Source organism: Massilia pinisoli (genome assembly GCF_024753285.1).
GTDB classification, from domain to species: domain Bacteria; phylum Pseudomonadota; class Gammaproteobacteria; order Burkholderiales; family Burkholderiaceae_D; genus Telluria; species Telluria pinisoli.
The window spans coordinates 24,281-38,013 of the sequence record NZ_JANUGW010000010.1; the positions used below are offsets into that span (position 1 = coordinate 24,281).

At 66.8% G+C, this 13,733-nt stretch carries 13 protein-coding genes; 4 read left to right on the forward strand and 9 right to left on the reverse strand.

The features are described 5' to 3' along the window. The first annotated feature begins 37 nt into the window (after positions 1 to 37). The 4 genes from NX784_RS14945 (at position 38) to NX784_RS14960 (ending at position 4,783) form a co-directional block, all read left to right on the forward strand. Positions 38 to 1,243: a glycosyltransferase family 4 protein gene (locus NX784_RS14945; RefSeq protein WP_258817483.1), complete on the forward strand. Its 1,206-nt coding sequence runs from the start codon at positions 38 to 40 to the stop codon at positions 1,241 to 1,243. An 82-nt stretch (positions 1,244 to 1,325) separates the two neighbouring features. Beyond that, positions 1,326 to 2,753 (forward strand): S41 family peptidase, encoded by a 1,428-nt coding sequence (locus NX784_RS14950; protein ID WP_258817484.1) that lies wholly within the window; start codon positions 1,326 to 1,328, stop codon positions 2,751 to 2,753. Positions 2,754 to 2,885: 132 nt separating this feature from the next. After that, the gene (locus NX784_RS14955; protein ID WP_258817485.1) at positions 2,886 to 4,007 is read left to right on the forward strand and encodes a beta-ketoacyl-ACP synthase III; all 1,122 of its coding nucleotides are present in this window, start codon (positions 2,886 to 2,888) and stop codon (positions 4,005 to 4,007) included. Positions 4,008 to 4,291: 284 nt separating this feature from the next. Further along, a complete protein-coding gene (locus tag NX784_RS14960; RefSeq protein WP_258817486.1) occupies positions 4,292 to 4,783 on the forward strand; it encodes a hypothetical protein in 492 nt (163 codons plus the stop codon). A 42-nt stretch (positions 4,784 to 4,825) separates the two neighbouring features. Here the strand turns inward: NX784_RS14960 and NX784_RS14965 are convergent, their stop codons facing one another. The 9 genes from NX784_RS14965 to NX784_RS15005 all read right to left on the reverse strand — a co-directional run bounded on the left by NX784_RS14965 (position 4,826) and on the right by NX784_RS15005 (position 13,607). Continuing rightward, complete coding sequence (locus NX784_RS14965; protein ID WP_258817487.1) at positions 4,826 to 6,871, reverse strand: NADPH-dependent 2,4-dienoyl-CoA reductase; 2,046 nt, start codon at positions 6,869 to 6,871, stop codon at positions 4,826 to 4,828. A gap of 80 nt (positions 6,872 to 6,951) precedes the next feature. Beyond that, a complete protein-coding gene (locus tag NX784_RS14970) occupies positions 6,952 to 7,407 on the reverse strand; it encodes a hypothetical protein (protein ID WP_258817488.1) in 456 nt (151 codons plus the stop codon). Between the two features lie 23 nt (positions 7,408 to 7,430). After that, positions 7,431 to 7,877, reverse strand: coding sequence for a DUF2721 domain-containing protein (locus NX784_RS14975; RefSeq protein ID WP_258817489.1), 447 nt, complete (start codon positions 7,875 to 7,877; stop codon positions 7,431 to 7,433). Positions 7,878 to 7,955: 78 nt separating this feature from the next. Continuing rightward, positions 7,956 to 8,912, reverse strand: coding sequence for a prolyl aminopeptidase (gene pip / locus NX784_RS14980; RefSeq protein ID WP_258817490.1), 957 nt, complete (start codon positions 8,910 to 8,912; stop codon positions 7,956 to 7,958). A gap of 56 nt (positions 8,913 to 8,968) precedes the next feature. Then, positions 8,969 to 10,288, reverse strand: a complete 1,320-nt coding sequence (locus NX784_RS14985; RefSeq protein ID WP_258817491.1) for an amino acid deaminase — start codon at positions 10,286 to 10,288, stop codon at positions 8,969 to 8,971. Positions 10,289 to 10,332: 44 nt separating this feature from the next. Continuing rightward, a complete protein-coding gene (locus NX784_RS14990) occupies positions 10,333 to 10,722 on the reverse strand; it encodes a DUF2750 domain-containing protein (protein WP_258817492.1) in 390 nt (129 codons plus the stop codon). Positions 10,723 to 10,804: 82 nt separating this feature from the next. Further along, on the reverse strand, positions 10,805 to 11,530 hold the full coding sequence (locus tag NX784_RS14995) for an AAA family ATPase (protein WP_258817493.1): 726 nt from the start codon (positions 11,528 to 11,530) through the stop codon (positions 10,805 to 10,807). 62 nt (positions 11,531 to 11,592) lie between these two features. Then, positions 11,593 to 12,333, reverse strand: coding sequence for an acetoacetyl-CoA reductase (phbB, locus tag NX784_RS15000; RefSeq protein ID WP_258817494.1), 741 nt, complete (start codon positions 12,331 to 12,333; stop codon positions 11,593 to 11,595). Between the two features lie 98 nt (positions 12,334 to 12,431). After that, positions 12,432 to 13,607 (reverse strand): acetyl-CoA C-acetyltransferase, encoded by a 1,176-nt coding sequence (locus tag NX784_RS15005; RefSeq protein ID WP_258817495.1) that lies wholly within the window; start codon positions 13,605 to 13,607, stop codon positions 12,432 to 12,434. Positions 13,608 to 13,733 lie beyond the last annotated feature (126 nt).

Genomic DNA, 13,733 nt, shown 5'->3' on the forward strand with positions numbered 1-13,733 from the left:
GGCTGCGCTCTGCCCTCCCCCTCTGCGAACGTCGTCGATGAAGCTCCTCACATTCAGTTCCCTGTTCCCGAACACGGTCAAACCCAGCCACGGCATCTTTGTCGAAACCCGCCTGCGCTACCTGCTCGCCAGCGGCCAGGTCGAATCGAAGGTCGTTGCGCCCGTGCCCTGGTTCCCGTCGCAGCACCCGCGCTTCGGCGACTATGCGGCGTTTTCGAAGGTGCCGGCCGCCGAAACCCGCTACGGCATCGACGTCACCCACCCGCGCTACCTCGTCATTCCCAAGGTCGGGATGACGGCCGCGCCGTGGCTGATGGCCCAGGCCTGCAAGAAGGAGATCGGCCGCATCATCGACGAGGGTTACGACTTCGACGTCATCGACGCGCACTATTTTTATCCAGACGGCGTCGCCGCAGTGATGCTGGGCAAGTATTTCAACAAGCCCGTCGTCATCACGGCCCGCGGTACCGACATTAACCTGATTCCGCAGTTCGCGCTGCCGAGAAAGCAACTGATGTGGGCCGCCAACAACGCGGCAGGCATGATCACCGTGTGCCAGGCGTTGCGCGAAGAAATGATCGGCCTCGGCGTTCCCGGCGACCGCATCGTGGCGCTGCGCAACGGCGTCGACCTGCAGCGCTTCGTCCCGCTGGACCGCGCCGCCGCGCGCGCCCAGCTGGGCATGGACGGCTTCACCGTCATCTCCGTCGGCGTGCTCGACCCGCGCAAGGCGCACGATCTGACCATCGGCGCGCTGCCGCTGCTGCCGGACGTGAAACTCTTGATCGCGGGCATCGGGCCGGAACGCAAGAAGCTGGAAGCGCAGGCCGCCAGCCTGGGCGTGGCCGACCGCGTCACGTTCCTGGGCGCCGTCGCGCAGACCGAGCTCAAGAATTACTACAACGCGGCCGACGCGATGGTGCTCGCCTCCAGCCGCGAGGGCTGGGCGAACGTGCTGCTGGAATCGATGGCGTGCGGCACCCCGGTCGTCGCCAGCAACGTCTGGGGCACGCCGGAAGTCGTGGCGGCGCCGGAGGCGGGCGTGCTCATGAAAGAGCGCACGTCGCAAGGCATCGCCGACGCGCTGACCGAACTGCGCCGCAACTACCCGGACCATGCGGCCACGCGCCGCTACGCCGAGGGCTTCAGCTGGGACGACACCACCAACGGCCAGTTGACGTTGTTTTCGCGCATCATCAACAGCCGCGGTTCATTGCCAGCCGAACAACGCGTCGTCGCCTGAGCGCGCGCCCCCGCGCGAAGGGCATCACGCCCGGGCGCGGGACGGTTATACTGGACCGCAGTCACCATTCGTTCCATCGCCCATGCGCTCCAGCTTCAAGAACGCCGCCCTGGTCACGCTCGGCGTGATCCTCGGGATCGGCGTCACGATGCAATACTCGGTCCTGGCCCACAAGCCGGTCGACGGCATGCCCATCGAGGGCCTGCACGAGCTGGCGCATGCCTACAGCACGATCAAGGCCGATTACGTCGAGCCCGTGCCCGACCGCAAGCTGCTCACGCAAGCCATCTCCGGCATGGTGGGCGCGCTCGACCCGCACTCGGCCTACCTCGACCGCAAGGCCTACCGCGAGCTGCGCGAGGGCACGGAAGGCAAGTTCGTCGGCCTGGGCATCGAGATCAACCAGAGCGACGAAGGCTATATCCGCATCGTCACCCCCATCGAGGACGCACCGGCCGCGCGCGCCGGCATCCACGCGGGCGACCTGATCACGCACGTGGACGGCGCCGCCGTGAAAGGGATGGACCTGGACGAGGCCATCCGGCGCATGCGCGGCGAGCCGCACACGAAGGTCGTGCTCACCGTGCTGCGCAAGGACGCGCCTTCTCCGCTGTCGTTCACGATCGTGCGCGACGAGATCGTGCAAAAAAGCGTCAAGGGCAAGATCGTCGCGCCCGGCTACGCCTGGGTGCGCGTCTCGCAGTTCCAGGAGCCGACCGTCGACGACCTGGCGAACAAGCTGGCCGCGCTGGCGCGCGAAGAGCCGCATCTGAAAGGCGTCGTGCTCGACCTGCGCAACGACCCGGGCGGCCTGCTGCAGGGTGCCATCGGCGTCGCGGCCGCGTTCCTGCCGAAGAATGCCGAGATCGTGTCCACGAACGGCCAGCTGGAAGACTCGAAGGCCAAGTTCTACGGCAGCCCCGAGTACTACCTGCTCAGCCGCGGCAACGATCCGCTCGAGAAGGTGCCCGACCTGTTCAAGACGATTCCCATGGTCGTGCTCGTGAACACGGGTTCCGCGTCCGCGTCGGAAATCGTCGCGGGCGCCCTGCAGGACCACAAGCGCGCCGCCATCGTCGGCACGCAGACGTTCGGCAAGGGCTCCGTGCAGACGATCCGCCCGCTCGCCGGCGACACCGCTGTGAAGCTGACGACGGCGCGCTACTACACGCCCAGCGGCCGCTCGATCCAGGCGCGCGGCATCGTGCCGGACATCCACGTCGACGAGAATGCGGACGGCGACGGCCTGAACGCCCTGCGCATGCGCGAGGCCGACCTGCAGCACCACCTCAAGAACGACACGTCGCGCACCCCCGAGGACACGACGAACCACGACGACATCGAGGAGCAGATGCGCATCCTGGCCGCCGGACGCGCGCACAAGCCGCTCGACTTCGGCGGCGCCGACGATTTTCAATTGACCCAGGCCCTGCACCACCTGCAAGGGTTGCCGGTCCAGCTGTCGAAGCGCGCGACGCCTCCGACGCCCCTCGCCCAGCAATCGCACTGATCCCGCACAACGCCCGTACTGACGGGCTTCCTGTGGAATCCCCCCTCGGTTCCCAGCGTCGGTACGATTGTGTAGAATCGGCGGATTCCCGGGAAGTTTCCTCCCGTTATCGTCTATGAAAGCTAGCCTGTTATGAAACCTGTCGTCATCAGCGGCACCGGCCTGTTCACGCCACCGAATTCGATTTCCAACGATGAGCTGGTGACGGCCTTCAATGCCTACGTCGAGCTGTTCAACGCGGAGCACGCAGATAAAATCGCGGCCGGCGAAGTGACCGCGCTGGAGCCGTCCAGCAGCGCGTTCATCGAAAAGGCGTCGGGCATCAAGTCGCGCTACGTGATGGAAAAGGCCGGCATCCTCGATCCGACCCGCATGACGCCCCGCATCAAGGAGCGCGCCGACGAGGAATTGTCGCTGCAGGCCGAGATCTGCATCGCCGCCGCCCGCCAGGCCCTCGCGCGCGCGGGCCGCACGCCGGCCGACATCGACATGGTCCTCGTCGCCGCCAGCAACATGCAGCGCGCCTACCCCGCGATGGCCGTCGAAGTGCAGGAAGCGCTCGGCATCGAAGGCTACGGCTTCGACATGAACGTGGCCTGCTCGTCCGCGACGTTCGCGATCCAGACCGCCGCGGCCGCCGTGCAGACGGGCCAGGCGCGCGCCGTGCTCGTGCTCGACCCGGAAATCACGAGCGCCCACCTGAACTTCCGCGACCGCGACAGCCACTTCATCTTCGGCGACGCGTGCACAGCGATGGTCATCGAGGCGGCCGACACGGCGACGAGCGAACACCAGTTCGAGATCCTCGATTCGAAGCTCAAGACGAAGTTCTCGAACAATATCCGCAACAACTTCGGCTTCATGAACCGCTTCGACGAAGACGGTGTCGGCCAGCCGGATAAGCTGTTCCGCCAGCAGGGCCGCAAGGTGTTCAAGGAAGTGTGCCCGATGGCCGCCGCGATGATCCGCGACACGGTCGAGCACGCGGGCCTGAAGATCGAGGACATCTCGCGCTTCTGGCTGCACCAGGCGAACCTGAGCATGAACCAGCTGATCGTGCGCACCTTGCTGGGCCGCGACGCGACGCCGGAAGAAGCGCCCGTGATCCTCGACCGCTACGCGAACACGTCGTCGGCCGGCTCCATCATCGCGTTCCACTCGCACCAGGACGACCTGACGAGCGGCGCCAATGGCGTCATCTGCTCGTTCGGTGCCGGGTATTCGATCGGCTGCGTCGTCGTGCGTAAAAAATAACGCCAACGCATCGCGTACGTCACGCGTGGGCGAGGGTCGCCCACCCTACGGCCGTGGTCAATCGTAGGTCGTAGGGTGGGCATTTGAGCCTGGGGGGCTCACATGAAACGTGCCCACGCGAACGTCGAGGGTCGCCAACGCCCGTTGCGGTAGCCGTTACGGCTGGAAAGTTGGTAGTTCCAGTCCTACAAAGGTGCGCTCCCTCTTCCTCTGGAATACCGCGTGCCCCGCGCGCATGATCGTTCTGTCAGCGCATCAGCACGCGCAGCTCACAGGAGGACACCATGACGAAACAAAAAGGACCGGACAGCACGCGCTCGCGCGGCATCGCCAAGGAAAAGATCGTGCCCGTGGCGGAAGGCAGCCAGCAGCCGCGTGCACCGGGCTGGGTGGCGCCGGGCAGCGCCAACGTCCAGTCGGCCAACATCGAACAACTGGGCGCGGCTCTGCGCTCGCGCGGTTCGCTGCAGGGCGGCATCGACAATCCGAACGTGGGCACGCAGCGCGGCGGCGCCGGTGCGCAGCAGGCCGGCTGGAGTGCCCGCCAGAGCGCGCAACGCATGCAGGCGCGCGGCGAAGAGGACCGCCTGAACGCGTCGCGCCAGTCCGGCTACGGCGGCATGGAACAGCAGCAGAAAGGCGGCTCGCTGGAATCGTCGACGGGCTCCATGCAAAGCGATGCGAACATGCCGCGCCAGGGCGACCATACGGCGCAGCCGGCGTCGGATAACCGCAGCAAGAAGAGCAAGAAGCGCAGCATCGGGGCGAAAAAATAAGCCGTGACAGGCCGGGTATTCCCGGCCTTTTTTATCGGTCCGTCACAAGCGCGCCGCCAGCTCCGCCCCTTCGCGGATCGCCCGCTTCGCATCCAGCTCCGCCGCGAGCGCCGCGCCGCCGATCTTGTGGAACGCGGGCCCGCCGCGCGTGCCTTCCGGCGGCATCAGCTCCGCCAGGCTGTCCTGCCCCGCGCAGATCACCACGTTGTCCACTTCCAGCAGCTTCTGCTCTCCGCCGATCGTGATGTGCAGGCCCGCGTCGTCGATGCGGTCGTACTGCACGCCGGCCAGCATGACGACGCCGTTGCGGGCGAGCGTGGCGCGATGCACCCAGCCCGACGTCTTGCCCAGGCCCGCGCCGGGACGCGTCGTCTTGCGCTGCAGGAGCCAGATGCTGCGCGCGGGCGCCGTGCCGTGCGGCTTCGTCAGGCCGCCCGGCGTTGCCACCTGCAGGTCGACGCCCCATTCGCCGGCCCAGTCCGCGACGGGCTGCGGACGCGGCGCTTTAGCGTCGTGGATCAGGTATTCCGCCGTGTCGAAGCCGATGCCGCCCGCGCCGATGATCGCCACGCGCCGCCCCACGGGCGCGCCATCGCGCAGCACGTCCAGGTACGACAGCACCTTCGGATGCGTGATGCCGTCGATGCGCGGCCGGCGCATCGTGACGCCCGTCGCCACGATCACGTCGTCGTAGCCCGCGGCCACGAGTTCCTCGCGCGTGACGCGCGCACCCAGCCGCACCTCGACACCTGCCAGTTCCAGCTGGCGCCCGAAGTAGCGGACAGTCTCCGTGAATTCCTCCTTGCCGGGGATGCGCATGGCCACGTTGAACTGGCCGCCGATGCGATCGAGCCCGTCGAACAAGGTGACGGCGTGGCCGCGCTGCGCCGCCACCGTCGCGGCGGACAGGCCGGCCGGGCCGGCGCCCACGACGGCGATGCGCTTGCGCCGCGCTGTAGGCCGGTACACGAGTTCCGTCTCGTGGCAGGCGCGCGGATTCACGAGGCAGCTCGCGCGCTCGTTCGAGAACGTGTGGTCGAGGCATGCCTGGTTGCAGGCGATGCACGTGTTGATGCGGTCCGCCTGCCCCGCCGCAGCCTTGTTCACCCAGTCGGGATCGGCGAGGAACGGACGCGCCATCGACACCATGTCCGCGCTGCCCTCGGCCAGCAGGCGCTCGGCATCCTGCGGCATGTTGATGCGGTTCGACGCGACGACGGGAATCTTGACCGCATCGCGCAACCGCGCGGCGACGGATGCGAACGCGGCGCGCGGCACCGACGTGACGATGGTCGGGATTCGCGCCTCGTGCCAGCCGTAGCCCGTGTTGAGGATCGTCGCGCCGGCGCCTTCCAGTGCCTGCGCCACGTGCACGACCTCGTCCCACGTGTTGCCGCCGTCGACGAGGTCCAGCACGGAGTGGCGGACCATCACGATGAAGTCGCGTCCGACGGCCGCGCGGATGCGGCGCACGATCTCCACCGGCAGCCGCATGCGGTTCTCGATGGAGCCGCCCCACGCGTCGGTGCGGCGGTTCGTGCGCGCGCACAGGAACTGGTTGATCAGGTAGCCCTCGCTGCCCATCACCTCGACGCCGTCGTAGCCGGCCTTCTGTGCGAGCTTCGCGCAGCGGACGTACGAGGCGATGGTCGATTCGATGCCGCGTGCCGTCAGCGCGCGCGGGCGGAACGGAGAGATCGGCGACTTGACGTTCGACGCGGAGACGACGAACGGCTGGTAGCCGTAGCGGCCCGCGTGCAGGATCTGCAGCACGATCTTGCCCCCCTCCTCGTGCACGGCGCGCGTGACGCGGCGGTGATTCAGGACGTCGGCGCGGAAGTTCAGCGTGCCGCCGAACGGCAGCAGCCAGCCCTGGCGGTTCGGCGAGATGCCGCCCGTGACGATCAGGCCCGCGCCGCCGCGGGCGCGTTCGCGGTAGAACGCGGCCAGTTTGCCGTAGTTCCAGAAGCGGTCTTCGAGGCCCGTGTGCATCGAGCCCATGATGACGCGGTTCTTCAGCGTCGTGAAGCCGAGGTCGAGGGGAGACAGGAGGTGCGGATACGCGGTAGCGGGAAGCGAAGCAGTCATGGGCGCGACGAAAGTGTGAATCCCGGCATTACACCGGGATTTCGTCGAGCCGTGGTTCTAATCGCAATGCCGCGACGAGGTCACGCCGGATAGCTCTCCGGCGTGCGCAGTTCGGCGAACTGCTCGATGCTGCCGATGCGCACCGTGACGGGATTCAGGCTCGTATGCGGCGCCATGGAGCGCCAGGCGAACTTCCATTCCTTTTCGCGGGCATTGGCGATCGGTTGCGAGAACGCCTGGCCGAGGCGAGAGCGCACGCCGTATTCGACGGGGCCGTCGATGCCGGCCCAGTTGGGCAGGGTGCGCTGCACGGCGCGGTGCAGGCGCTCGCCGAATTCTTCCGTGTTGTGGATGACGAGGCAGCTGTCGGCGGGGCCGAGCACGTCGAACAGATGCTTGTTCCACGCGGTGGAGAACGACAAGGTCAGGAAGCCGTTCTCGGGTTGCAGTTTGAACTGGCCGCTGGACAGCGCCAGTTCCAGTTCGGCGCGCAGGCCGTAGCGGTGCAGGGTCGGGGGGCGTTGGTAGTCGTGCATGATGGATCTCGATTCGTGGGGGTCTAGTTCGGGCGCGCCGGGGCGTCGTGACGGTGGATACGCATGTAGCGGAACGAGACGGTGACTTCGCGCAGCAGGAAAATGAAACTGGCAATCAGGGCGACCATCGCCACGACGAACATGCCGGCGATGTAGCGGTCCAGCGGGAGGTTCGTCGTATCGCCGAGGAACAGGCAGGCGATGATCAGGCAGATGAGCAAGCCGCAGCCGGTGCTGAACGTGATCGCGTAGTTGATCAGGCGCCAGCGCTGGTACAGCACGTCGAGCTCTTCGCTGCATTCGGGGTCGGGGCCTTTGCGCAGCTCGATCTTGAGGTCGCGGGTACGGTCGATGATGCGCGCGAGGCGGTTCATCAATACCGTCAGCTTGGTCGCCACGCCGGTCAGCAGGAAGACGGGCGCGATCGCCAACTGGATGACATGGCCGATGTCGTTGGTCTGGATATTCATGCGCGGTAGCTTGTCGTTATTGTAAGAAGCTGGGAACAGTGTAGCAGGCGGCGGCCTCCGTCCCCGTGACTGTGGTGTTCAATCGAAGCGGCCGTAACGCTTGAACTGTTCCGTCGCGGCGACGAGGGCGCGCGAGATGCCCACTTCGAGCGCACCGTGGCCGGCGTCCGGAATCATGCGCAGGCGCGACCCGGCCCAGGCCTGGTGCAGGCGGTAGGCGGACAGCGGCGGGCAGATCACGTCGTAGCGGCCCTGCACGATCACGGCCGGCAGGTGCGTGATGCGGTCCAGGTCGCGCAGCAGCTGGTCGGGCTCGAGGAAGCCGCCCTGCGCCATGTAGTGCGATTCGAGCCGGCCCACGCCCAGGTCGAGCGTGTCGGACGTATGCTCTTCCTCCTGCGGCAGCAGAAACACGCGGCGGCCCTCGAAGCGGCTCCACGCGCGCGCGGCGGGCCAGTACTGCTGCGGGTCGTCGGACAGCAGGCGCCGCGCGTACGCTTTCAACAGGTCGCCGCGCTCCTCGACGGGGATGGTCGCGATGAATTCGTCGTACAGCTCCGGGTAGAACCACTGCACGCCGTACAGGAAGAATTCGATCTCGGCCGGCGTGCACAGGAAGATCCCGCGCAGCACGAAGCCCAGGCAGCGCTCCGGGTGCGCCTGTCCATACGCGAGCGCCAAGGTGGAGCCCCAGGAGCCGCCGAACACGAGCCAGCGCTCGATGCCGAACATGGCGCGCAGGCGTTCGATGTCCTGGATGAGCAGCTGCGTCGTGTTGTTGCGCCATTCGCCCAGCGGCGTCGACTTGCCGGCGCCGCGCTGGTCGAACAGGATCACGCGATAGGCGCCCGGATCGAAGAAGCGGCGGTGCTGCGGCGACAGGCCGGCGCCAGGGCCGCCGTGCAGGAACACGACGGGAATGCCGTTCGGGTTGCCCACTTCTTCCCAGTAGATCGTGTGCAGGTCGTCCACGGCCAGCATGCCATGGCGGTTCGGGAGAATCGGGGGGAACAACGACGGCGGGGTGGCAGGCATGGCGGACCGGTGTACGAATGAAACGACAACCGATTGTAGCCTACCGCCCGTCCGTTCTAGAAGAAAGTGTTGAGTGCGAAGCGCACGGCGTAGTCGTCGTCCACGGCGAGCAGCAGCGGCCAGCGGTCGAACGTCGTGCACGGGTGCGAGATGCCGCAGCCGACCAGGTCACCGACGGCGAGCATGTCGCGCACGGGGCCCTCCGGCAGTTGCAGGTACGCGTGCTGGTCGTTCATCTTGACGATCGCGCAGCCGTCCGGCAGCGTATGCGCGGCGCCGGGCCCGGGCCGGTGATGCCACAGCGGCACCGGCAGGCCGGCGTCGTGCGACGCGTCGCGCTTGCCCATCGTGAGGATTGCGAGGCCAGGCTCCGGGCGCGATTGCACGACGCTCCAGATCTCCAGCGCGGGCCGCAAGCCGTCGCCGGGCGCCACGCCTTCGCGCGCGTCGAGCGCCTCGATGTGGCGGTGGTACATGCCATGGTCGCTCGTCAGGTAGCAGCCGCTGCGCAGCACGGGGACCAGAGGCAGCGACAATCCGTGCAATTCCTGGAAGCCGCGCGCGACGAGGTCGAAGTACGACGAGCCGCCGGCCGTCACGAGGATCTCGCGCGTGCCGAACAAGCCTTCGTCGTCGGCCTCGCGCACGAGCGCGCACAGGCGCGCGACGAAGCTGGACACGGCGCGCAGGTCGGCCTCGTGGTCGTCGGATACGAGCAGCCCTTCGTAGCCTTCGAAGCCGGCCAGAACGAGGCCCGGCGCGCGCTCGATGGCGCGCGCCACCGTCAGCGCTTCCTCCGGCGTGCGGCAGCCGGCGCGCTTGCCCGACAGCCCCAGTTCGACCAGCACAGGCAAAGGACGCGTCAGGGGATGCGCCTCGACTTCTTCGGACAGGCGCGCCACGCCCGCGAGCGAATCGGCCAGCACGACGCATTCGAAGCCGGGGTCCTCGTGCAGCAGTTGCAGCACCATGCGCACGTCGCTGCGCGCGACGAGCTGGTTCGCGACGAGCACGCGGCGCACGCCGAAGCGGTGCGCCACCCGCACCTGCACGGCGTTCGCGAGCGTGATGCCCCACGCGCCGTTCGCGAGCTGGGCGCCGAACAGCTGCGGCGACATCGTCGTCTTGCCGTGCGGGGCGATGCGCACGCCGTGGCGTTCGCAGAAGTCGCGCATCCAATCGAGGTTATGGCGCAGCGCCGACGTCTTCAGCACGGCGACGGGAAAGCTCGTGTCGCCGTGCAACACGTTCCAGCCCTGCACGCCGACCGCGCCCTGGCGCAGCGGCGCCGTCAGCGGCAAGCCCTTCACGCCGGGCTGCAGCATCTGTTCCTCCAGGCTGGACAAGGCGAGTGCGCCGTGCGGCAAAGCGTTCATGGTGGGCTCCTTCGTGGTCATCGGCGCCGATGGTAGCAGACGGTTCAGACGTCGAGGCTGCGCAGCTCGTCCTCGAGGTCGACGCGCAGGAGGCCCGGCGTGGGCATCACGCCTTTCGACCCCGGCGTGCGGAAGATGCCGGGTATGAGGCCGTCCTGCTGCAATTGCGGCAGCAATTCGCCGAGCAGGTCGTCCAGCGCGAACGCCTGCGGCGCATAGCCTTCCCACTCGAATTCCGCGCACAACTGGGCGAATTCGCGGTCAGGCCACATGGCGAACACGAGCGTGCCATCGTCCTTCTCCGCCAGCGCCCAGCCGTTGCGGTACAGCCCCCACACGATGCCCGTGGCGGCCACCCGCTTGACGAAGTATTCGTAGCGCTGCGGCGCGGGCAGCGTGACCACGGCCTTGAGCTGGCTGGCGTCGATCGGCATCGGTTCGTCCTCGGTTCGTCCTCGGTTGTCGGTAGCGTCAGGATACGCCAAGCGGCGCCGCGCGTGGCGCATGCGTCGCCGGTCAGTCATCCTCGCCCAGCAATTGTTCCAGCCGGCGCGGATAGTGGTTCAGGAAGTCGCGCGTGACGGCGTAGTGTTCCGTGTCCTCGTAGCTGATCTCGGCGATGCCCGTGCCGTCGAAGCTTAAAATTTTCGCGCGCGGGTACGCGAGCAGGATCGGTGAATGCGTCGCAATGATGAACTGGGCGCCCTGCTTCACGAGACCGTCGATGACGGTCAGCGCGGCCAGCTGGCGGTTCGGCGACAGCGCGGCTTCCGGTTCGTCCAGAAGATAGAAGCCGTCGCCGCGGAAGCGGAGCATCACGTCCATGAACGCTTCCCCGTGGGAGCGCAGGTGCAGTGACGGGCCGCCACCGGGCAGCTCATCGAGGTAAGTGAACACGTTGAACAGGCTTTCCGCGCGCAGGAAATAACTGTCGCGCGGCCAGCGCCAGCCTTTGGTTACCTTCAGCACATGCTGCAGCGGCGACACCTCCTGCTGCTGCGGCCGATAGACGTTCTTCGTGCCGCCTTCGGCCGGCAACCCCAGCGCCACCGCGATCGCTTCCAGCACCGTCGACTTGCCGGCACCGTTCTCGCCGACGAAGAACGTGACGTCCGGATGGGGCTCCAGCACGCCCAGGTCGCGCACGGCGGGAATCGTGAACGGATAGCGCTGCGGGTCGATATCGGCGTGCGGGTCGATCTGGACGGACCGCAGATACGGCTTGGCAGTGAGTGGCGGCATGGTTGCTCCGGAAATAAAAACACCGCCCGGAGGCGGTGTCGATGCATGACGGCGCGCCGTCCTTACTGCATGTGCTGGCCGCCGTTGATGGCGATGTTGGCGCCGGTGACGAATGCGGCTTCGTCCGACGACAGGTAAGCCACGAGGCCAGCCACTTCTTCCGGCTTGCCCAGGCGGCCCATCGGGATCTGCGGCAGGATCTTCGATTCCAGCACTTCGGCCGGGATGTCGGTGACCATCTTGGTGCCGATATAGCCCGGCGAGATGGTGTTCACGGTGACGCCCTTGCGCGCCACTTCCAGCGCCAGGGCTTTCGTGAAGCCGTGGATGCCGGCCTTGGCCGCCGAATAGTTGGTCTGGCCGAACGCGCCCTTCTGGCCGTTGACGGACGAGATGTTGATGATGCGGCCCCAGCCGCGCTCGACCATGCCGTCGGTGACGGGCTTGGTCATGTTGAACACGGAGTCGAGGTTGGTCTTCATGACCGCATCCCAATTGACCTTGTCCATCTTCTTGAACGTCATGTCGCGCGTGATACCGGCGTTGTTGACCAGCACATCGACGGGGCCGACTTCCTGCACGACCTTGGCCACGCAGGCCTGCGCCGAATCGTAGTCGGACACATCGCATTCATAGGCCTTGAAGTCGTGACCCTGATCGCGCATCGAGGCCAGCCAGCCTTCGGCCTTCTTGCTGCCCGGCGAATACGTCGTCACGACCTTGTAGCCGAGCGCAGCCAGCTTGATGCAGATCGCTTCACCCAGGCCGCCCATGCCGCCAGTCACTAATGCCACTCTAGCCATTGTCTTCTCCTAGTTTTGATTTGCGCACAATTCGTTGATTACCAATTCCGCTCATACGGCGACGGCGCCCCGGCAGCGGGAGCGCCGTGCCGTCCGTGTCAGCGCTCGACCGCCAGGGCCACGCCCATGCCGCCGCCGATGCACAGGGCGGCGAGGCCCTTCTTGGCGTCGCGGCGAACCATTTCGTGCAGCAGGCTCACGAGCACGCGCGCGCCCGAGGCACCGATCGGGTGGCCCAGAGCGATCGCGCCGCCGTTCACGTTGATCTTCGACGTGTCCCAGCCCATCTCCTTGTTGACGGCGACGGCCTGGGCAGCGAACGCTTCATTGATCTCCATGAGGTCGACTTCCTCGTGCTTCCAGCCGGCCCGTTCCAGGCACTGGCGGGCAGCATCGACGGGGCCCATGCCCATGATCGACGGGTCGAGGCCGGCCGACGAATACGCCTTGATGCGGGCGATCGGGGTCAGGCCCAGTTCCTTGGCCTTCGACGCCGACATCATGATGACGGCGGCGGCGCCGTCGTTCAAGCCGGACGCGTTACCTGCGGTCACGGTGCCTTCCTTGTTGAACGCGGGACGCAGGCTGGACAGGCCTTCCAGCGTGGCGCCGTGCTTCGGATACTCGTCGGTATCGAACACGGTCGGGCCCTTCTTGGACGGGATCTCGATGGGGATGATCTCGTCCTTGAACTTGCCGGCCTTCATGGCGGCCTCGGCCTTCAGCTGCGACTGCAGCGCGAATTCGTCCTGTTCCTGGCGCGAGATCTCGTACTTGCGTGCGACGTTCTCGGCCGTCACGCCCATGTGGTACTGGTTGTAGACGTCCCACAGGCCGTCGACGATCATCGTGTCGGTCAACTTGGCGTCGCCCATGCGGAAGCCGTCGCGCGAACCGTTCAGCACGTGCGGCGACGCGCTCATGTTTTCCTGGCCGCCGGCGATGACGATCGATGCGTCGCCGCACTTGATGGCCTGGGCCGCCAGATGGGTGGCGCGCAGGCCGGAGCCGCACACCATGTTGAGGGTGAAGGCCGGAACCTTGTCCGGCAGGCCGCTCTTGATGACGGCCTGGCGGGCCGGGTTCTGGCCGGTACCGGCCGTCAGGACCTGACCCATGATGACTTCGCTGACGGCGGCCGGATCGATGCCCGTTTTCGTCAGCAGGTGCTTGATGACCTGGGCGCCTAGCTCGGCAGCCGGAATTTTTGCGAGCGTGCCACCGAACTTGCCGATTGCAGTACGGCCTGCGGCCACGATTACGACATCTTCCATATCAATCTCCGGTATCCCGGCCACCTCGGCCGGGGTTCAATGAGTGGACAGCCCTGCTGTCGGCCATTTCTGGCCAGGCCTGGAAGAATCCGAAAAACCAGCACAACGATTGCGTTAAGCCGGCGG